The organism is Streptomyces sp. NPDC047982 (assembly GCF_043204165.1).
Taxonomy (GTDB): domain Bacteria; phylum Actinomycetota; class Actinomycetes; order Streptomycetales; family Streptomycetaceae; genus Streptomyces.
In genome coordinates this window covers 223,113-242,593 of sequence record NZ_JBIDBS010000005.1, presented here as the reverse complement: position 1 = coordinate 242,593, position 19,481 = coordinate 223,113, and the positions used below count along the sequence as shown (strand labels likewise).

Here is a 19,481-nt window from a genome sequence, read left to right as displayed (position 1 = left end):
AGGAGAAGTCCTGATGACCGACCGACTGACCTACACGGAACTCGCGTCCCTGATGAAGAAGGGCGCCGGACTCACCGTGGACCCGCGCCAGATGGAGCAGAGCCCCCAGACCGCCTTCGACGAGTTCGGCCTCGACTCGCTCGGCCTCCTGGGCATCGTGGGCGTGCTGGAGAACCGGCACGGACGGGCGCTGCCGACCGACGCCGACCGCTGCAAGACCCCCCGTGAATTCCTCGACCTCGTCAACAACAGCCTCATGCAAGGAGCCTGACGTGCCCGGACACACCGAGAACGAGATCACCATCGCCGCCCCCCTGGATCTGGTGTGGGACATGACGAACGACCTGGAGAACTGGCCGAGCCTGTTCAGCGAGTACGCCTCCGTCGAGATCATCGAACGGGACGGCGACCGGACGAAGTTCCGGCTCACCATGCATCCCGACGAGAACGACAAGGTCTGGAGCTGGGTCTCCGAGCGGACCGTCGACCGCGCCGGTCGCACCGTCCGCGCGCGCCGTGTCGAGCCGGGCCCCTTCCAGCACATGGACATCCGCTGGGAGTACTCCGAGGTTTCCGGGGGCACTCGGATGCACTGGTCCCAGGACTTCGCCATGCGGCCCGACGCCCCGGTCGACGACGCGTGGATGACCGACAACATCAACCGCAACTCCAAGGTCCAGATGGGGCTCATCCGGGACAAGATCGAACAGCGTGCCCGGGAACGCCGCACCGCCCCGGTGTCGGCCGGCTGACCCCCCCGTACCCCTCCCACGGCCCGGCATCCGGTCACGACCGGATGCCGGGCCGGGATCGAGAAAGGCACGCAACGATGCACCACGCCCTGATCGTCGCCCGGATGGCACCGGGCTCGGCGCCCGACATCGCCCGGGTGTTCGCCGCTTCCGACAGCACCGAACTGCCGCACCTCGTCGGCGTCACCCGGCGCAAGCTCTTCCAGTTCGGCGACGTCTATCTGCACCTCATCGAGTCGGATCGCCCACCGGGCCCCGAGATCGCCAAGGTGACGCAGCACCCGGAGTTCAAGGCCGTCAGCGAGCGCCTCGGCGCGTACGTGAGCGCGTACGACCCCGAGACCTGGCGCAGCCCCAAGGACGCCATGGCCCGGGAGTTCTACCGGTGGGAGCGGGGAGCCGCCCCCGCGTAAAGGCTGTCCGGAGCGCGTACGGCGCAGTGCCCCGGGCCCGTCCCTCCGGACGGCCCCGGGGCACTGCGCCGTACGCGGGGTCCCGGACTCAGTCGGGGACCACGCATTCGAAGGCGTCCAGGTAGGGGTTGACCGGCACGATCCTGTCGATCACCAGGCCCGCGTCCGAGATCCGGCCGACCATGCTCTCCCTGGTGTGCTTCGCGCCGCCGACGTTGAGGAGCAGCAACAGGTCCATCGCGGTGGTGAACCGCATGGAGGGGCTGTCGTCGACCAGATTCTCGATGACGACGACGCGGGCGCCCGGACGGGCCGCGCGGATGACGTTGCGCAGGGTGCGGCGCGTGCTGTCGTCGTCCCACTCCAGGATGTTCTTGATGATGTAGAGGTCGGCGTCGACGGGGATGGCCTCGCGGCAGTCCCCGGCCACGATGCGGGTCCGGTCGGTGAGCGGCCCCTCGTCCCGCAGCCGGGCGTCGGCCCGTGCCACCACGCCCGGCAGGTCCATGAGCGTGCCGCGCAGCGACGGGTGCTTCTCCAGCAGGCTCGCCAGCACATGTCCCTGGCCACCGCCGATGTCGGCGACCGAGGACACGCCGGTGAGGTCGAGGAGTTCGGCCACGTCCAGCGCGGACTGCACGCTGGAGGTGGTCATGGCGCGGTTGAAGACCTGGGCCGACTCGTGGGCGTCCTGGTGGAGGTAGTCGAAGAACCCCTTGCCGTGCACGTCCTGGAAGACGCTGCGGCCGGTGCGCACCGCGTCGTCGAGGTGCGGCCAGACGTCCCAGGTCCAGGGCTCGGTGCACCACAGGGAGATGTGGCGCAGGCTGTTCGGATCGTCCTCGCGCAGCAGTCGGGACGTCTCCGTGTGGGTGAAGAGGCCGTCCGGGGTCTCGGCGAAGATCCCGTAGCAGGACAGGGCGCGCAGGAGCCGGCGCAGCGGCACGGGCTCGGCGCCCACCAGCGTCGCGAGCTCCCGCACGTCGGCGGGCGTCTCGCCCAGCGCGTCGGCGACGCCCAGCCGGACCGCGGCGCGCACGGCGGCGGCGCGCGCCGCCCCGAAGACGATCTCGCGCAACTGCATGGCGGGCTGAGGGGTTGCGCCCGGGTGGGGTACGGCGGCGTGGGCGGTGGTCGGGGCAGGAGTGGGGGCGGGAGTGGGACTCACAGTGGTCATGCCGTTTCGCTTCTCCTCGTGCGGGGGTGCGCCGGTCAGCACATCCCGGCCGGTGTGGACTTCGTGCAGACGTTGGATACGAAGGTGTTGCCCTTGCCGGTGTCTCCGTTGACGAGGTCGGCGGGCTTGTTGCCGAGCGCGACGTTGCCGCTGACGGTGTTGTCGTTGTTCTTCGTGTCCACGAAGCTCCTGAACAGCACGACGCCGCCGGACATCGGCGTGGCGCCCGTGTTGTCGCTGATCGTGTTCGAGCGGACCCGGGTGTCCGCCGCGCCGGTGAGTACGATGCCGGAGCCCTGGATGGCGGGCAGCCGTTCCGTCTTCGCGCAGTACTTGTTGTTGCCGATGATCCGGTTGGAGTGGACCGTCATCGCCCCGGCCTGCGGCTTGCCCTCGTCGCCGACCACGAACACACCGCTGCAGTTGGCGGTGAAGGTGTTGTCGTGGACCGACAGGTTCCTGACGCGTCGGGCGGTGAAGCCGATCCGGTTGTCCCTCAGCGTGTTGCCCTGGAGCTCGGTGCCCCGGGTGTCGGTGGCGCCGCCCTCCTCGGTGACGGTGTTGGCGACGAAGATGCCCGCGTCCCCGTTGGCGCGCGCGGTGTTGCCCGTGAACCTCCCGCGTGTGGACCGCTCCTGGGCGATGCCCCAGACACCGTTTTGTTCGGAGAGCACGCGTCGTACGGAGAGCCTGTCCGTCCAGGAGGCCCATACGCCGTTCTTCGGGAAGCCGGAGACGGACAGCGAGTCGATGGTCACGCCGTCGACGGTCGCGCCGGACCGTCCCAGGACGCAGATCCCGCTGCCGGCCTTCGTGCAGGCGTCCGTGGCCGGCGGCTTCCCGGCCGCCGGCCGGATGACGGTCCGCTCGCCGGAGCCGCGCAGGGTGAGCCCGGGCTTGGTGATCAGGACGGTCTCGCGGTACGTGCCGGGCTGGACGACGACGGTGTCGCCGGGCCGGGCGGCGTCCACCGCCTTCTGGATCGACTGGCCGGGCCGCACCACATGCGGGCTCGTGGCCGACGCGGACGGAACCGCCGTGCCGAGCCCGGCGGCGGAGACGACCACGACGGGGACGAAGCTCTTGAAATGTCGTTTCCTCATGTGCCGAAGCTATGGGTGATTTCCCCCCTATGCCACACAGAGTGAGCGGTCGGGTACGGGCGTAGCCGCAATGGCTCAGGACGCGGGACACCCCACGGCATCGGGCCGGCGGCCCGATGCCCGGGCTCCTGGGCGCGTGCGCGTGCGGGAGCGGTGTGCGAGCGCCGGGCGGTTCGCGGCGGGGCCGTTCGAGTGCTTTCCGGGCGTGGCGGGCCAGGTCCGTCCGGGTGGCGCGCAGGACCCTCGGGGACCCGGCGCGGACGCGGCGCGGGGCGCGCCCCGGTACGGCGTCTCAGTTCCCGGCGCCGCGCGGGGACGCGGCGACCGCGCGCGCCCACCGGTAGTCGGCCTTGCCGCTGGGGGAGCGCTGGATCTGCCGGGTGATCACCAGCCGCCGGGGGATCTTGTAGCCGGCCAGCCGTGTCCGGCAGTGTGCCTGGACGTCGTCGAGCGAGGGCTCCGGGGCTCCCTCGCGCAATTGCACCACCGCCGCGACATGGTTGCCCCACCGCTCGTCCGGCACACCGGCGACCAGTGCGTCGTACACGTCCGGGTGGGCCTTCAGCGCCTGCTCGACCTCCTCCGGATAGACCTTCTCGCCGCCGGTGTTGATGCACTGCGAACCCCGGCCCAGGACCGTGACGATGCCGTCCTCGCCCACGGTCGCCATGTCGCCGAGCAGCACCCAGCGCCGGCCGTCTCGCCGGAAGAACGTCTCCGCCGTCTTGCGCGGATCGTTGTAGTAACCGAGCGGCACATGGCCGCACTGGGCCAGCCGCCCCGGCTCACCGGGCGCCACCGGCTCGTACGTCACCGGATCCACCACCGCCGTACGGGAGTTGACCTGGAGACGGAAGCCCTTCTCCGGGCCCGAGTCGGACGTCGCCGTGCCATTGAAGCCGGACTCCGACGAGCCGAAATTGTTCAGCAGCATCGCCGTCGGCACCAGTTCCTGGAACTCGGCGCGCACCGAGTCCGACATGATCGCACCCGAGCTGGAGACGGAGAACAAGGATGAGCAGTCCGTACCCCTCAGCGGGCCCCTGAGCGCGTCGATCAGCGGCCGCAGCATCGCGTCACCCACCAGGGAGACGCTGGTGACCTTCTCCTTCTCGATCGTCCGGAGCACCTCATGCGGCACGAACTTGCGGTGGATCACCACCCGTTGGCCGAAGTCGAAGGCGATGAACGCGGTGAGCGTCGACGTGCCGTGCATCAGCGGGGGAGTGGGGAAGAACGTGATGCCGTCCCCGCCCGCGGCCACCCGCCGCGCCAGTTCGTCCGGGGACCTCACCGGCTCGCCGGTCGGCGCGCCACCGCCGAGGCCCGAGAAGAAGAGGTCCTCCTGACGCCACATCACGCCCTTGGGCATGCCGGTGGTGCCACCGGTGTAGATGATGAACTGGTCGTCGGCGGACCGCGGCGCGAACCCGCGCCCGGGGCTCCCGCCCGCCTCGGCGTCCTCGAACGCCACCGCGTCCGGGCCGTGGACTCCCTCGACCGGTGCGCCCACCCGGAGCAGGCGGCGCAGGGTCGGGGCCTTCGGGGCGGCGGCCCGGACCCGGTCGTCGAACTCGGCGTCGAAGACCAGTGCCGCCAGATCGGCGTCACGGTAGAGGTAGGCCAACTCCTCTTCCACGTAACGGTAGTTGACATTGACCGGTACGAGACGGGCCTTGAGGCACGCCAGCAGTGTCTGGAGGTACTCGACCCCGTTGTAGAGGTGCAGTCCCACGTGCTCCCCGACGGCCATCCCCGCGTCCAGCAGATGGTGGGCGATGCGGTTGGCGGCGGCGTCCAGCTGCGCGTATGTCAGCCGCCGCTCCGCACCCGTGCCGGGATGGTCGACGTAGACGAGCGCCTCGCGTTCCGGGACCACGTCGACGACCGACTCGAACAGGTCGGCAAGGTTGTACTCCACCGCTCCTCCTGACCCCGGCTGCTGACGGACACGCCGTCATTAGAGCGCCGGGACGCACAAGTGGGAAGGGCGTCGCCCAGGAAATCTGACTGACTGTCAGAAAACTATTGAACTGGCTCCTCGCCTCCTGCAACCTGTTCCGGGACGTGAGACGGGAGGCAGACGATGAGTACGGAACACCTCACCGTGCGGCGCGAGGGCGCCACGATGGTGCTCACCCTGAACAGGCCCGGGGCGAAGAACGCCCTGTCGCTGTCGATGCTGGTCGGGCTGTACGACGGCTGGCTCGCCGCGGACGAGGACGACACCGTCCGCTCGATCGTCCTCACCGGCGCCGGCGGCTGCTTCTGCGCGGGAATGGACCTCAAGGCACTGGCGGGCAAGGGGATGGAGGGCGAGCAGTACCGCGACCGGATGGCCGCCGACCCGGACCTGCACTGGAAGGCGATGCTGCGCCACCACCGGCCCCGCAAACCGGTGATCGCCGCCGTCGAGGGCCCGTGCGTGGCCGGCGGCACCGAGATCCTCCAGGGCACCGACATCCGGATCGCCGGGGCGGGCGCCACCTTCGGCCTCTTCGAGGTCCGGCGCGGCCTCTTCCCCATCGGCGGCTCGACGGTGCGGCTGCCGCGCCAGATCCCCCGCACCCACGCGCTCGAAATGCTCCTCACCGCACGTCCGTACAGCGCCGAGGAGGCCGCGGCCATCGGGCTCATCGGCAGGGTCGTGCCCGACGGCACCGCCCTGGAGGAGGCCCTCGCGGTCGGCGAGCGGATCAACGCCTGCGGACCGCTCGCCGTCGAGGCCGTCAAGGCGTCCGTGTACGAGTGCGCCGAACTGACCGAGACCGAGGGCCTGGCCGCCGAGCTGAAACGCGGCCGGCCGGTCTTCGCCACCGACGACGCCAAGGAGGGCGCACGCGCCTTCGCCGAGAAGCGCCCGCCCGTCTACCGGCGTTCCTGAGCCCGCTCCCGAGCCGAGGAGGCAACCGTGTCCGACGTTCTCAGCGCACCCCTGGTGGTCGAATTCCCCTTCACCCGCTCCCTCGGCCCGGTCCAGAGCGCCTTCCTCACCGGACTGCGCGAACGCACCGTCCTCGGCGTGCGGACCGAGGGCGGAAGGATCCTCGTCCCGCCCGTCGAGTACGACCCGGTCACGGCGCGCGAGCTCCGCGAACTCACCGAGGTCGCCGCCACCGGCACCGTCACCACCTGGGCGTGGAACCCGCACCCGCGCCCGCGCCAGCCCCTCGCCACCCCTTTCGCCTGGGTGCTCGTACGTCTCGACGGCGCCGACACCGCGCTCCTGCACGCCCTGGACGCCTCCGGCCCCGAGGCCGTCCGCACCGGCATGCGGGTACGGATCCGCTGGGCCGCCGAACGCACCGGCGCCATCACGGACATCGCCTGCTTCGAGCCGTACGAGGGGGAACCCGGCCGACCTGCCCCGCACAGCGGCGAGTTCGCCGACCCCGTCACCGGGATCGTCACCCCGGCCCGTCTCGACTACCGGTACACCCCGGGCCGCGCCCAGGGCGGCTACCTCGAAGCGCTCGCCGAACGCCGCATCATCGGCGAACGCTGCCCGTCCTGCGACAAGGTGTACGTACCGCCCCGCGGTGCCTGCCCCACCTGTGGTGTCGCCACCGCGGAACAGGTCGAGGTCGGCCCGCGCGGCACCGTGACCACGTACTGCGTCGTCAACATCAAGGCCGCTCATACGGCGAACCTCGGCATCGAGGTCCCCTACGTCTACGCGCACATCGCACTCGACGGCGCGGACCTGGCACTGCACGCGCGGATCGGCGGCATCCCCTACGACCAGGTGCGCATGGGCCTGCGGGTCGAGCCCGTCTGGACCGAGGGAGCGCGCCACCCCGACCACTACCGGCCGACCGGAGAGCCGGACGCCGACTACGAGACGTACAAGGAGCTGCTGTAGATGCGAGACGTCGCGATCGTCGCCTTCGCGCAGACCGACCATCTGCGCCGCACCGACGAACTCTCCGAGGCCGAGATGCTGATGCCCGTGCTCCACCGGGTCCTCGACGAGACCGGGCTGAGGACCGGCGACCTCGGTTTCATCTGTTCCGGCTCCAGCGACTACCTGGCGGGCCGCGCCTTCTCCTTCACCATGGCGCTCGACGGAGTCGGCGCCTACCCGCCGGTCCCCGAGTCCCACGTGGAGATGGACGGCGCCTGGGCGCTGTACGAGGCATGGGTGAAGATCCGGACCGGCCGGGCCGACACCGCGCTCGTCTACTCCTACGGCAAGTCCTCGCCCGGTTCCGTGCGCGACGTCCTCACCCGCCAGCTCGACCCGTACTACGCCGCCCCGCTCTGGCCCGACTCCGTCGCGCTCGCCGCCCTCCAGGCCCAGGCCCTGATCGACGCCGGCGACACCGACGAGGAGGCGCTCGCCGCGCTCGCCACCCGCAACCGCACCGCCGCCGCGGACAACCCGCACGCCCAGCTCACCGGCACCGTCCCGGCCGGCGACTACGTCGTACGCCCGCTGCGCACCGGCGACTGCCCGCCCGTCGGCGACGGCGCGGCCGCCGTGATCCTCGCCGCCGGCGACACCGCGCGCGCCCTGTGCCCCCGCCCCGCCTGGATCCGCGGCATCGACCACCGCATCGAGGCACACGGCCTCGGCGTCCGCGAACTGACCGAGTCCCCGTCCACCCGGCTCGCCGCCGAACACGCCGGGGTCTTCGAACGCCCCGTGGACACCGCCGAGTTGCACGCCCCGTTCACCTCCCAGGAAGTCGTCCTGCGCAAGGCGCTGCGGCTCGACGACACCGTCACCGTCAACCCGTCCGGCGGCGCGCTCGCCGCCAACCCCGTCATGGCCGCCGGGCTGATCCGGCTCGGCGAGGCCGCGGCGCGCATCCACCGGGGCGAGTCCGACCGGGCGCTCGCCCACGCCACCTCCGGCCCCTGCCTGCAGCAGAACCTGGTCGCCGTACTCGAAGGGGAGAGCGTTCATGTCCGATGAGCCCGTGGCCGTCGTCGGGATCGGCCAGACGAAGCACGTCTCCGCACGCCGGGACGTCTCCATCGCCGGACTCGTCCGCGAGGCCGCCGTCCGCGCCCTGGAGGACGCCGGGCTGTCCTGGCCCGACATCGACGCCGTCGTCATCGGCAAGGCCCCCGACTTCTTCGAGGGCCTGATGATGCCGGAGCTCTACCTCGCGGACGCCCTCGGCGCGGTCGGCAAGCCGATGCTGCGGGTGCACACGGCGGGATCCGTCGGCGGCTCCACCGCGCTCGTCGCAGCCGACCTGGTCGCCGCGCGGGTGCACCGCACCGTCCTCACCCTCGCCTTCGAGAAGCAGTCCGAGTCCAACGCCATGTGGGGACTCTCGCTGCCCGTCCCGTTCCAGCAGCCGCTGCTCGCAGGCGCGGGCGGCTTCTTCGCCCCGCACGTGCGGGCCTACATGCGCCGCACCGGCGCGCCCGACACGATCGGCTCACTCGTCGCGTACAAGGACCGCCGCAACGCGCTGAAGAACCCGTACGCACACATCCACGACCCGGACATCACCCTGGAGAAGGTCCGGTCCGCGCCGATGCTCTGGGACCCGATCCGCTACTCGGAGACCTGCCCGTCCTCCGACGGCGCCTGCGCGATGATCCTCACCGACCGAGCCGGAGCGGACCGTTCGCCGCACCCGCCCGCCTGGGTGCACGGCGGCGCGATGCGCAGTGAACCGACGCTCTTCGCCGGCAAGGACTTCGTCTCGCCGCGCGCGGGCCGGGACTGCGCCGCCGACGTGTACCGGCAGGCGGGGATCGACGACCCGCGACGGCAGATCGACGCCGTGGAGCTGTACGTGCCGTTCTCCTGGTACGAGCCCATGTGGCTGGAGAACCTCGGCTTCGCGGAGGAGGGCGAGGGATGGAAGCTCACCGAGTCCGGGGTCACCGAACTCGACGGCGACCTCCCGGTGAACCCCTCGGGCGGAGTGCTCTCCACCAATCCCATCGGCGCCTCCGGCATGATCCGCTTCGCCGAGGCCGCGCTGCAGGTACGCGGACGGGCGGGCGAGCACCAGGTCGAAGGGGCACGCACGGCACTCGGTCACGCCTACGGCGGCGGATCGCAGTTCTTCTCCATGTGGCTGGTCGGAGCCGAACCCCCCAGCAGCTGACCGCGCGCCGTCCGGACCTGGGCAGGGCCGGGCCCGGGCCCCCGCGCGTCACCTCCCCGGGACCGGGAACACGGCGAACAGGTGGCGCGCGGCATCCGCCGTGGGGGCCGGATCGGCGAAGCGGAGGCGTCGGCGACCACTCCGCAGACCGCAGACCGCAGACCGCAGACCGCAGACCGCAGACCGCAGACCGGAGACCGCAGGCCGCAGGCCGCAGAGCGAACGCGTCCGCGGGTTCGGCCGAACCGTGGTCGTCGATGCCCCGGCGACCTCCCGGTCACCGTCCCCGGCCCCGGACAGGCGCGGCACGTCGGTGAGCACATGCGGCACGCGGCGCCGACACCCACCCGCGCAGGACCGGCCCGGCCGTGCACCCACCCCGAGCAGGACCGGCCCGGCCGTCACCGCCGACACCACGGCCGCCCCGGAGACCGGACCGGGGGCACGCCCACCGCGGAAACGCCGCGGCCCGCGGGCCGCGGCGGACCCGGACGCACGCCCCGCCCCGCGCGGCCCCGGCGCCGCGACGTGAGCCCGGACACGTACCATGTCCGCATGTCCTTCCTCCGCCGCCGCAGCGCCGCCACACCCGCGGGCCCCGACTTCGACGTCCTGGCCATGGACCCGGGGGACTGGCCCGGAAACCTCGGCGCGGGTCTGCTGCCCGCCCCGGACGGGAGCTGTCAGGGTGTCTTCCTGCGCTACGACCTGTTCGGCGGCCGCGGCCCCGCGATGATCATCGGCAACCTCCCGGAGGGCTCACCCGCCCGCGAGACCGAGGAGGGCCAGGTCCCGTTCGAGGTCGCCCAGCTGCTGCTCGCGCTGGAGAACGACGAACCGGTCGAGGTCACCGGCACCGAGGACATGCCGGTGATGCAGGGCGACAACCTGCTCATCGTCCGCCGGATCAAGCTCTCCGAGAGCCGTATCTCCTGCGTCCAGTTCGACCGCAGCGACGGTGTGCTCGTCACCATCGCCAGCTGGGACCGGCCGATCACCGACGACCTGTACACGCTCTTGAAGCCGCTGCCCGCCGAGCTGTTCCAGCAGGGCTGAAACGTCCCTTCGCAACCGCGCGCCTCCCTGCCGCGCGGCCGCGCGGGGACGCCCGGTGAGCAGGGCCCCGAGGAACCCGCCGCCGGTGCTACACGCCGCTGCCCGCCAGCGGCGCGAACAGCGCCGTCACCCGGGCCGCCGACACACCGAGCCCCGTGGGACCGCTCAGCAGGCACGGGGTGCCGGTGCCCCGCCGCAGGTCCTGCTCACGGTAGCGCCGGCAGCCCCGGTGCCAGATCAGGATGCCCGCGATCCAGTGCTTGAGCTCCCGCACGTATCCGGCCAGGATCTCCCTCGCCTCCGCGTCCAGCCCGAAGTCGTCGTACAGCACCGGGAGTTCCTGCTCGGCGACGTGCAGGAACTGGCGCAGCCGCGACTTCATCAGGTCGTACACGATCCGCACCCCGGTGGGGTAGTCCACCCCGAAGAAGTTCTGCACGACCAGGACCCCGTTGTGCACCTCGCCCTCGTACTCGATCTCCTTCTGGTACGAGAACAGGTCGTTCAGCAGGCACGCGTAGTCCGCCGCCGCGTTCTCCAGCGAGCGCAGCGGACCGCTGCGGTAGATCTCCTGCGGCACCTTCCGCCCGTGGCCCAGCCGGCTCAGGCTCATCGTGAGATCGGAGCCGAACGTCATGCGCCGCATCTCGACGTAGTCCACCGGATCCGGGATGCGGCTTTGCACCTGGTTCGCCAGCTCCCACAGCCAGCTCGCGGTCATCTCCTCGACCGCCGTCCGGAACGCGCGCCGCGCGCTCGCGTCCATCGGTGCGGAGGTCTTCGCCCACAGCTCGGCGAGCGACCGCTCCAGCGCGTTGACCGGTTCGGGCGTCCCGGCCCCGTCCAGCGGCATGAACAGCGAGAGCCGCTCGTTGGCGAGCCGGGCCCCCGCCAGGTCACGGGCCCGCCCGTGCACCACCGGGAACCAGTCGTCGCCGTACGTCCCCCAGGTCAGCCACTGCGAGGCGAGATCCAGTTCCTCCGGCGTCGCGTCGGGATGCAGCCCCGCCGCGCACAACGGGAGGTCGAAGGCGACGAGCCGCTCCTCGTCCCAGATGTGCGAGCCCGGCACCCCCGGCTGCGCCTCCAGAATCCCCATCCGCTTCGACCAGTCGACGATCCGCGCCCGCGCACCCTCCAGATGCGGGCTCAGGCTCGTGCCGAACGGCAGCTCGAAGTCGGGCAGCAGTGACGGGCCGACGTACTGGTACGGCACATGCGTGTGACTGCGCAGCCGGGCCGACTCCGAGCGGCGGGTCAGCCGGATCGACGCCGCGGCCATGCCGAAGCCGGGTACGGCCCCGGCCCCGGCCGTACCACCGTCGTTCATGTAACGGCTGGAGCGCATGTGCCATTCGTGGCCGCCCGACTGCCAGTCCTGCAAACCCTTGACGTATGCGAGGACCGCCGCCGTCTGCTCCGGGCCCAGACCCTTCGCCGCGCACAGCGGGCCGAGTTCGGTGAGCGCGGTGTTCTCGAACTGCTGGAGACGGGACGTCAGCAGATCGTTCACCGCGTCGGCCGCCTCCTGCGTCGAGCAGCCCAGGAAGTGCTCCAGCACCAGCACGCCATTGCTGTTCTCGCCCTCGTCCTCGACCTCGCGCTGGTACGAGAACAGGTCGTTGCGCAGATGCACCCCGTCGGAGAAGGCGTCCCGCAGCACCCGCAGCGCACGCTCGTCCGCCACCGAATCGGGGACCTCCGCGCCCGCCGCGTACTCCACGAGACCCGCCGACCACGGAGCGCCGCCCACCTTGCGACGCATCTCGATGTACTCGACCGGGTTCGCGATGCGGCCCTCGTCGATGTTGGCCAGCTCCCACAGCGACTCGTTGAGGAGGTTCTCCGTCGCCTCGGCGAACCGGGCCCGCCAGGCGTCGGACATGGTCGGTACCGTCCGCGCCCACAGATCGGCGAGCCCCGCCTCGACCGGGTTCTCCGGTTCGGGCGTGCCCGCGCCGCGGTCCATCGGCATGAACGCCGGCAAGCGGTCCAGATACCGCTTGCCGCCCTCGCGGTCACGGGTGCGTTTGAACAGCTCCAGGAAGTGGTCGTCGAAGAAGAAGACCCACACGTACCAGTCGGTGACCAGCGAGAGCGCCTCCGAGGAGCAGTCGGGGTGGGTGTACGCGCACAGCAGCGCGTAGTCGTGGGAGTCGAGGTCCTTCTCCCCCCAGACGCCCGAACCCTCCAGCATCCCCATGCCGCGCGCCCACTCCTTGGTGTGCCGCCGGGCCTCCTCGACATGGGGATTGAGCCGGGCCGGATGAGGAACATAGAAGTCCGGCAGGGTGAAGGGCTGAGCCATGTGTGTCGGGCCTTTCCGAGATCTCGCCGCGCGCACGCCGCACGGACCGGGTGTCCGCGCGAGCACTACCCTTCGCCCCTTCGGGGCACGCGCATCCGCCATTAGTCACACGAATGGTGCGCTCGGATGAGCGGTACCCCTGACCGCCGAAGGCCGGGCCGGGCTGCCCGCAACGCGGCGAGCGAGCCGCCGCCGAGCTCTCGCGGATTCCTTCTTTCCGCAGGTCGGAGAGTACGCCAGTGGTCTGGTCCACTGGCTCGATAGGCGGGCCGGGCCGAACTCTTGACGTGCTGTCACCCGAGGCCGGAGAGTGTGCGCGCACAACGGAACACAGTGAGATCGGAACACGCACGACCCCACTCGCACGGCTCCAGGAGAGGCTGCCATGACGCCCAAGCAGAGGACCCGACTCGCGGCCGCGTTGGCGACCGCCGGCGCACTGAGCATGACACTGCTCGGCCCCACGACACACGCCGGTGCCGACCCCGTGCGGCCGGACTGCCCGCGCGGCCTCGCGTGCGACTGGATTCCTGCGGCCTACGAACAGACGGGCGACCCCGGCGACAAGGAGACGTACGGCAACTACGACACCTCCGACCGCCCCCACACCAACAAGATCAGATTCATCGTTCTGCACGACACCGAGGAGGACTTCGACACCACCCTGAAGATCTTCCAGAACCCGTTGAAGCAGACCTCGGCCCACTACGTGGTGCGCTCCGCCGACGGTCACGTCACCCAGATGGTCAGGAACAAGGACGTCGCCTGGCAGGCGGGCAACTGGTACGTCAACAGCCACTCCATCGGCATCGAGCAGGAGGGCGTCGCCGTCGACGGCGCCAAGTGGTACACCCCCGAGATGTACCGCTCCACCGCGAAGCTGGTGCGCCACCTCGCCGCCGAGTACGACATCCCCCTCGACCGGCAGCACATCATCGGCCACGACGGCGTGCCGCCCACCAGTGCCTCCGGTACCAGGAACATGCACTGGGACCCGGGCCCCTACTGGGACTGGAACCGTTTCATGGCACTGCTCGGCAGGCCCACCGTGCCCACCGCCTCGGCCCGGAGCGAACTCGTCACCGTAAGCCCGGACTTCAAGAAGAACAAGCAGGAGTTCCGTGACTGCGAGAAGGGCGTGGACCTGCCCGTCCAGGGCTCCAGCGCCGTCCCGCTCCGCACCGCGCCGTCCGCCGACGCGCCGCTCTTCTCGGACCCCGGTCTGCACCCCGACGGCTCTCCCGGCACGAACTGCGCCGCCGACTGGGGCAGCAAGATCAGCGCCACCCAGCAGGCCGTCGTCGCGGACCGCGTCCCCGGCTGGACGGCGATCTGGTGGTACGGCCAGAAGGCGTGGTTCCGCACCCCGGCCCACACCCGTACCACCACCCCCACCGCCGGATACGTGGTCCGTCCCAGGAAGGGACGCGACGAGGTCCCGGTCTACGGCGTCGCCTACCCGGAGAAGTCCGAGTACCCCGCGGACTTCGCGGACCAGCGGGTGGGAGCACCGCTCGGGTACACCATCAAGGCCGGGCAGTCCTACCCCGGCGGTGGCGAGGCCCCCACGGGCTACTTCCACGCCCCGACGATCGACTCCTCGCGCCCGTACGACCACACGTACTTCCGCGGCGAGGAGAAGTACGTGACCGTACAGATCGGCCACCGCATCGCCTTCGTCAAGGCGTCCGACGTGGACATCGTGCGCGTGCGCTGAGAAGGACCCGCACCACGACAGCAGGCCGCGGGCCCGGTGTGTCGGCACCGGACCCGCGGCACGTCCCCCCCGGAAGGGTCAGCGAGTGCCGACCGCGGCTCGAACGGCCCGGCGGGCCATGGCGCAGTCGTCGTGCAACCGTCGCAGCAGCAGTCGCTGTTCCTCGCTCGACGAGAGCGCACCCGGCCGGTCCGGAACGACGCCCCCGCTCCCCGGCTCCCGCATGGCCCGCTGGACGGCCGTCTCATAGGTACGGATCTCCCGCGTCAGCACCAGCATCAGGTTCACCAGGAACGCGTCGCGCGACGCCGGCCCCGCCGCCTGCGCCAACTGGCTGATCTGGCGCCGCGCCGCCGGCGCGTCCCCCAGGACCGCCCACAGCGTCGCCAGGTCGTGGCCCGGCAGGTACCAGCCCGCGTGCTCCCAGTCCACCAGCACCGGGCCGGTCGGCGACAGCAGGATGTTGGAGAGCAACGCGTCGCCGTGGCAGAACTGCCACATGCTCTGACGGCTGCCCGCCAGACCGTGCAGCAGCTTCTGCAGGTCGCCCAGATCGCGGTCGGTGAACAGACCGAGCTCGTGGTAGTGGGTGATCCGTGCGACGTAGTCCAGCGGCGCGTCGAACAGTCCCGGCGCCGGGCTCCAGGTGTTGACGCGGGCGATCGCGCCGAGCACGGCCCGTACGTCGGCGCGGGGCGGGGCCTCCGCGGGGTGCCGGGTCAGCGCCGCCACCCGGCCGGGCATCCGCTCGATCACCAGGGCACAGTTGTCCGGATCGGCGGCGATGAGCCGGGGCACCCGCACCGGCGGACGGTGTCGGACGAACGCGCGATAGGCCGCTATCTCGTGACGGAACCGCTCGGACCACGCGGGGGAGTGGTCCAGTAGACACTTGGCGACCGCCGTCGTGCGCCCCGTGGAGCCGACCAGGAGAACCGAACGGCCGCTGCGGCGCAGAACCTGCACCGGGCTGAACTCCGGGCAGATCCGGTGCACCGAGGCGATCACCCTCCTCAACTGAGCGCCCTGGGGACCGGACAGGTCCAGCCGTCCGCTGAGCGGCGCGCCGCCCACCCCCGCCGGCCGCCTCGGCCGGACGGCGCCGGACGCCGACGGGGCGGCCTGCGGCGCGAGGTACGGCCGGCCGCCCGCCCCCATGGGACGGAGCGGCCGGGGCGGGGCGGTCACGGAGGACGATGCTGTGTACATGGGGGAGACAGATCCCTTCGTGCGCCGACAAGTTGCGTGCACCGCCCCGGCCGGCGGCCCTTCGGCACCCTGGGGAGTACCGAAGACTGCCGGGCGGGATGGCGCTTTCCTACCCGACACCGGATCGCGGGTGGCAGACCATGTGGCGCACCCTGGCGAACCCTGGCGAATAGTCGCGACGCCTCTGACAGGGGTTACTGTCAACACAGCCGAGAACCTGGGGGCTTGACGTGACCGGAGAACCCAACACCCGCCTGTCCGACCTGTTCGGCCTCGCCGGCTGGTCCAAGGGCGAACTCGCGAGGCTGGTGAACCGGCAGGCGGCGGCCATGGGCCACCCGCAGCTGGCCACCGACACCTCGCGGGTGAGGCGTTGGATCGAGATGGGCGAGTCCCCTCGCGATCCGGTGCCCAAGGTGCTGGCAGCCCTGTTCACCGAGCGGCTCGGCCGTGTCGTGACCATCGAGGACCTCGGGTTCGGCCGGCGCGGGCGTATGGGGAAACAACGGCGAGAGGCGGGGGCGGAGAACAACCCCGACGGACTGCCGTGGGCGCCCGAGCGGACGGCAGCGGTCCTCACCGAATTCACGGGAATGGACCTCATGCTCAACCGACGCGGCTTGGTGAGCGCGGGCGCCGCGCTCGCCGCAGTATCGACCATCACCGGACCCATGCACGACTGGTTGCACAGCGACCCCGTGCTGGCGGCCGACGCCCCACGGACCGAAGACCCGCTGCACGCGGACCCCGCCGGATTCGACCGGTACGAGGCCGCGCCCATCGGGTCGGAGGAGATCGAGGCACTCGAACGGTCCGTCGAGGTGTTCCGCGCCTGGGACGCCTCCAGGGGCGGCGGGCTCCAGCGCAAGGCCGTGGTGGGCCAACTCAACGAGGTGGGCGGCATGCTCGCCTACCGCCACCCCGAGCACCTGCAGCGCCGCCTGTGGGGCGTCGCCGCCAATCTCGCGGTGCTCGCGGGATGGATGTCCCACGACATCGGCCTGGAACCCACCGCACAGAAGTACTTCGTCATCGCCGCACACGCGGCACGTGAGGGCGGCGATCGTCCCCGCGCGGGCGAGGCGCTGTCCAGGGCGGCGCGCCAGATGGTCCACCTGGGCCGTCCCGACGACGCCCTGGACCTGATGAAGCTCGCCAAGTCCGGCTCCGGCGACATGGTTCTGCCGCGCACCCGGGCGATGCTGTGCACCATCGAGGCATGGGCACAGGCGTCCATGGGGCACGGCCAGGCGATGCGGCGCACGCTCGGCAGGGCCGAGGAACTCTTCGTCTCGGACAAGAACGACGTGCCGCCCCCGAGTTGGATGCAGATGTTCGACGAGGCGGACCTGCACGGCATGCAGGCCCTGGCGTTCCGCACGCTCGCCGAACACGACCCGTCGGTGGCGACGGTGGCCCAGCGCCACGCCAGGCGGGCGCTGGAACTCCGGGTCAACGGACGCCAGCGGTCCAAGATCTTCGACTACATCTCGCTCGCCTCGGCGTGCTTCATCGCCGACGACCCCGAACAGGCCGACCGCTACGCGCGGTTGGCGCTGGTGACGATGGGGGAGACCTCCTCGCACCGCACCTGGGACCGGCTGCGGGAGATGTACCGGCTGACGGGCCAGTACGCGGGTTACGCGAAGATCGAGGACCTTCGGGAGGAGATCAGGGTCGCCATGCCGCAGCACTCCGTCATCAAGCAGCCCGTGCGCTCGTCCGAGATCTGACCCGGCACCGCGACGAGCGGACGTCTGTCGTCGGCCGGGAGACATCGGCCGCGGCCCGGTCGGGCACAGCCCGATCCGGCACCGCCCGGCATGGCACCGTTCCATCGGTCACCGTCCGCCAGGGACATGTCCGGTCATCGGCACACCGGTGTCGTGCGCGGCCCGTCCTCCCGCGCACCGCTTCATGGCGGGCGTTCGCGTTCGTGCAGCGGTACGTGTGCCGCTGTGCCTATGCCCCGATACGGGCGATCAGCACGCACGCGTCGTCCAGGCGCTCGGCACCGCCGAACTCCGTGACGATCGCCCGCACGCACTCCTGCGCCGTACGGGCCCGTGCGAAGCGCGGCGCCAGCGCGAGCAGGGCGTCCGGGCCCGCACCCCGGTCGCCGTGACGGTTCAGCCCGTCGGTGTGCAGGACCAGCACATCGCCGGGCAGCAGGCGTGCTTCGTCCTGCTCGTACGCGACCGCCGACGCCGCGCCGAGGAGGACCCCGTCGGGCGACGGCAGCGGGCGCCCCTCGCTGTTGCGGAAGAGCAGCGGTGCGGGGTGCCCGGCCTGCGCCCAGGCGAGGGTGCCGGTGGCCGGATCGAATCGGCAGCAGACGGCGCTGCCGAGGGCCGCCTGCGCGGAGGATTCCAGCAACCGGTTGAGGTGTCCCATCAGGGGCCCTGGCTCGACACCCGCGACAGCCATCCCGCGCAGCGCTCCGAGGAGCATCGCCATGGCGGAGGTGGCCTCGATGCCGTGCCCCGTCAGGTCGCCCACGGTGAGCATCGCCCTGCCGTCGGGCAGTTCCAGGGCGTCGTACCAGTCGCCCCCGATCAGGGAGCTCGACTCCGAGGGGAGGTAGTGGGCCGCGACGTCCAGCACGCCGGCCCCTCGCGAAGGAAGCCGGAGCGGACCGCGCCAGGGGGGCAGTACGGCTTCCTGGAGCTCGACCGCCACCCGGTGCTCGGTCCGGGCCATGTGCTGCCTGTGGCGCAGGGCGTCACGGGTCCCCCGCACCGCCTGCTCGCTGCGTCGCAGCTCGCTCACATCACGCAGCACCGCCCACATCGAGGCCGTGCAGCCGTCCGTGTCGAGGACGGGCTCGCCCATCATGTGGAGCGTGCGCGTCCGTCCGTCGGCCCGCAGGATGCGAAATTCCCCGTCCATCGGCCTCCCGTCCACCAGGCAGTCCGTGACCAGGGCGGTCAGCAGGGGCTGGTCCTCGGGGAGCAGCATGGACGGAAGCTCGTCCAGGGAGAGAGGGCCTGCCTCGGGGGACCTGTCGAAGATGTGGAACAGCTCATCGGACCAGGTGACCTCGTCCGTCAGCAGGTTCCACTCGGCACTGCCCACCCTGCCGATGAGAGACCCGTTACCGGGCGGGGCCGCTGCGTCGCGCGAAGGGGCCTGGGCGGGAGTCCTCGTGGACGACCGCTTGGGCGTTGCGTGCGGGGCCTCGGGCCCGAGGCCCTCCCTGAGCTGTCCCAGATGGGTGCCGAGGTCGTCGAGATGGTGGACCGCCAGCTCGCAGAGCGCCCGCTGCCAGCGCGTCCGCGGGTCCTCCTCGTCGATCAGGACCGCGTCCCGTCGTACGGCGTCCACCTCACCACGCAGTTGCCGTGTGCGGTGGATCAGCGCGTCGACGGCGTCAGGCTCGTGAGGCTGGGGGGCGGGGCGGTCCGCGGACAGATGGGACGGCATCTCGTACTCCGATACAGGCGCGGCGCGGCCAGGTCTGAAGGGGTGGACCGAAGATGACTGTGGCACAGGCCGCGGGGGCGCGTAAGGGATTTGGCAACACTCGATACGCTGTTGCCTCTGGCATATGCCATAGGCTGTGCGTGACCTCGATTCGTCGAACGGCCTTTCTTGTGGCGGAAGTTGACGCTCATGGACGGGCGTGTGTCGCGCCGTGCGCGCGCCGGTTGTGCGCCCGGCTCATGCGGCGTG

At 71.2% G+C, this 19,481-nt stretch carries 16 protein-coding genes; 10 read left to right on the top strand and 6 right to left on the bottom strand.

Translation table 11 applies throughout. The features are described from left to right. The first annotated feature begins 13 nt into the window (after positions 1-13). From ACGF2V_RS08440 to ACGF2V_RS08430, 3 genes are all read left to right on the top strand, one after another. Positions 14-271 (top strand): acyl carrier protein, encoded by a 258-nt coding sequence (locus ACGF2V_RS08440; protein WP_362627555.1) that lies wholly within the window; start codon positions 14-16, stop codon positions 269-271. 1 nt (position 272) lies between these two features. After that, complete coding sequence (locus ACGF2V_RS08435; protein ID WP_362704718.1) at positions 273-752, top strand: SRPBCC family protein; 480 nt, start codon at positions 273-275, stop codon at positions 750-752. A 77-nt stretch (positions 753-829) separates the two neighbouring features. Further along, a complete protein-coding gene (locus ACGF2V_RS08430; protein WP_362627549.1) occupies positions 830-1,165 on the top strand; it encodes a TcmI family type II polyketide cyclase in 336 nt (111 codons plus the stop codon). A gap of 88 nt (positions 1,166-1,253) precedes the next feature. Here ACGF2V_RS08430 and ACGF2V_RS08425 read toward each other — a convergent pair whose 3' ends face one another. From ACGF2V_RS08425 to ACGF2V_RS08415, 3 genes are all read right to left on the bottom strand, one after another. Further along, entirely contained in the window at positions 1,254-2,342 is a 1,089-nt protein-coding gene (locus tag ACGF2V_RS08425; RefSeq protein WP_362627546.1) for a methyltransferase, read from the bottom strand. A gap of 35 nt (positions 2,343-2,377) precedes the next feature. After that, a complete protein-coding gene (locus ACGF2V_RS08420; protein WP_362627543.1) occupies positions 2,378-3,445 on the bottom strand; it encodes a right-handed parallel beta-helix repeat-containing protein in 1,068 nt (355 codons plus the stop codon). A 292-nt stretch (positions 3,446-3,737) separates the two neighbouring features. Continuing rightward, the gene (locus ACGF2V_RS08415) at positions 3,738-5,366 is read right to left on the bottom strand and encodes an acyl-CoA synthetase (protein WP_362704715.1); all 1,629 of its coding nucleotides are present in this window, start codon (positions 5,364-5,366) and stop codon (positions 3,738-3,740) included. A gap of 165 nt (positions 5,367-5,531) precedes the next feature. Between ACGF2V_RS08415 and ACGF2V_RS08410 the strand changes: the two genes are divergently transcribed. From ACGF2V_RS08410 to ACGF2V_RS08390, 5 genes are all read left to right on the top strand, one after another. Next, positions 5,532-6,329, top strand: coding sequence for a crotonase/enoyl-CoA hydratase family protein (locus ACGF2V_RS08410; RefSeq protein ID WP_362627537.1), 798 nt, complete (start codon positions 5,532-5,534; stop codon positions 6,327-6,329). 27 nt (positions 6,330-6,356) lie between these two features. After that, complete coding sequence (locus ACGF2V_RS08405; RefSeq protein WP_362627535.1) at positions 6,357-7,307, top strand: OB-fold domain-containing protein; 951 nt, start codon at positions 6,357-6,359, stop codon at positions 7,305-7,307. Beyond that, positions 7,308-8,363, top strand: a complete 1,056-nt coding sequence (locus ACGF2V_RS08400) for a thiolase domain-containing protein (protein WP_362627532.1) — start codon at positions 7,308-7,310, stop codon at positions 8,361-8,363. Then, positions 8,353-9,519: a thiolase domain-containing protein gene (locus ACGF2V_RS08395; RefSeq protein WP_362704712.1), complete on the top strand. Its 1,167-nt coding sequence runs from the start codon at positions 8,353-8,355 to the stop codon at positions 9,517-9,519. Before ACGF2V_RS08400 ends, ACGF2V_RS08395 begins: the two co-directional genes overlap by 11 nt. A gap of 555 nt (positions 9,520-10,074) precedes the next feature. Beyond that, the gene (locus ACGF2V_RS08390; protein WP_073789562.1) at positions 10,075-10,575 is read left to right on the top strand and encodes a hypothetical protein; all 501 of its coding nucleotides are present in this window, start codon (positions 10,075-10,077) and stop codon (positions 10,573-10,575) included. Positions 10,576-10,663: 88 nt separating this feature from the next. On the opposite strand, the gene ACGF2V_RS08385 is transcribed toward ACGF2V_RS08390, so the two are convergent. Then, the gene (locus tag ACGF2V_RS08385) at positions 10,664-12,883 is read right to left on the bottom strand and encodes a terpene synthase family protein (protein ID WP_362704709.1); all 2,220 of its coding nucleotides are present in this window, start codon (positions 12,881-12,883) and stop codon (positions 10,664-10,666) included. Between the two features lie 385 nt (positions 12,884-13,268). On the opposite strand from ACGF2V_RS08385, the gene ACGF2V_RS08380 reads away from it, so the two are divergent. Further along, complete coding sequence (locus ACGF2V_RS08380; RefSeq protein WP_362704707.1) at positions 13,269-14,600, top strand: peptidoglycan recognition family protein; 1,332 nt, start codon at positions 13,269-13,271, stop codon at positions 14,598-14,600. 78 nt (positions 14,601-14,678) lie between these two features. Here ACGF2V_RS08380 and ACGF2V_RS08375 read toward each other — a convergent pair whose 3' ends face one another. Beyond that, positions 14,679-15,809, bottom strand: coding sequence for an aminoglycoside phosphotransferase family protein (locus ACGF2V_RS08375; RefSeq protein WP_362627520.1), 1,131 nt, complete (start codon positions 15,807-15,809; stop codon positions 14,679-14,681). A 230-nt stretch (positions 15,810-16,039) separates the two neighbouring features. Between ACGF2V_RS08375 and ACGF2V_RS08370 the strand changes: the two genes are divergently transcribed. Continuing rightward, positions 16,040-17,542 (top strand): hypothetical protein, encoded by a 1,503-nt coding sequence (locus ACGF2V_RS08370; protein WP_362704704.1) that lies wholly within the window; start codon positions 16,040-16,042, stop codon positions 17,540-17,542. 229 nt (positions 17,543-17,771) lie between these two features. On the opposite strand, the gene ACGF2V_RS08365 is transcribed toward ACGF2V_RS08370, so the two are convergent. After that, the gene (locus ACGF2V_RS08365) at positions 17,772-19,232 is read right to left on the bottom strand and encodes a SpoIIE family protein phosphatase (RefSeq protein WP_362704701.1); all 1,461 of its coding nucleotides are present in this window, start codon (positions 19,230-19,232) and stop codon (positions 17,772-17,774) included. Positions 19,233-19,481: the final 249 nt, after the last annotated feature.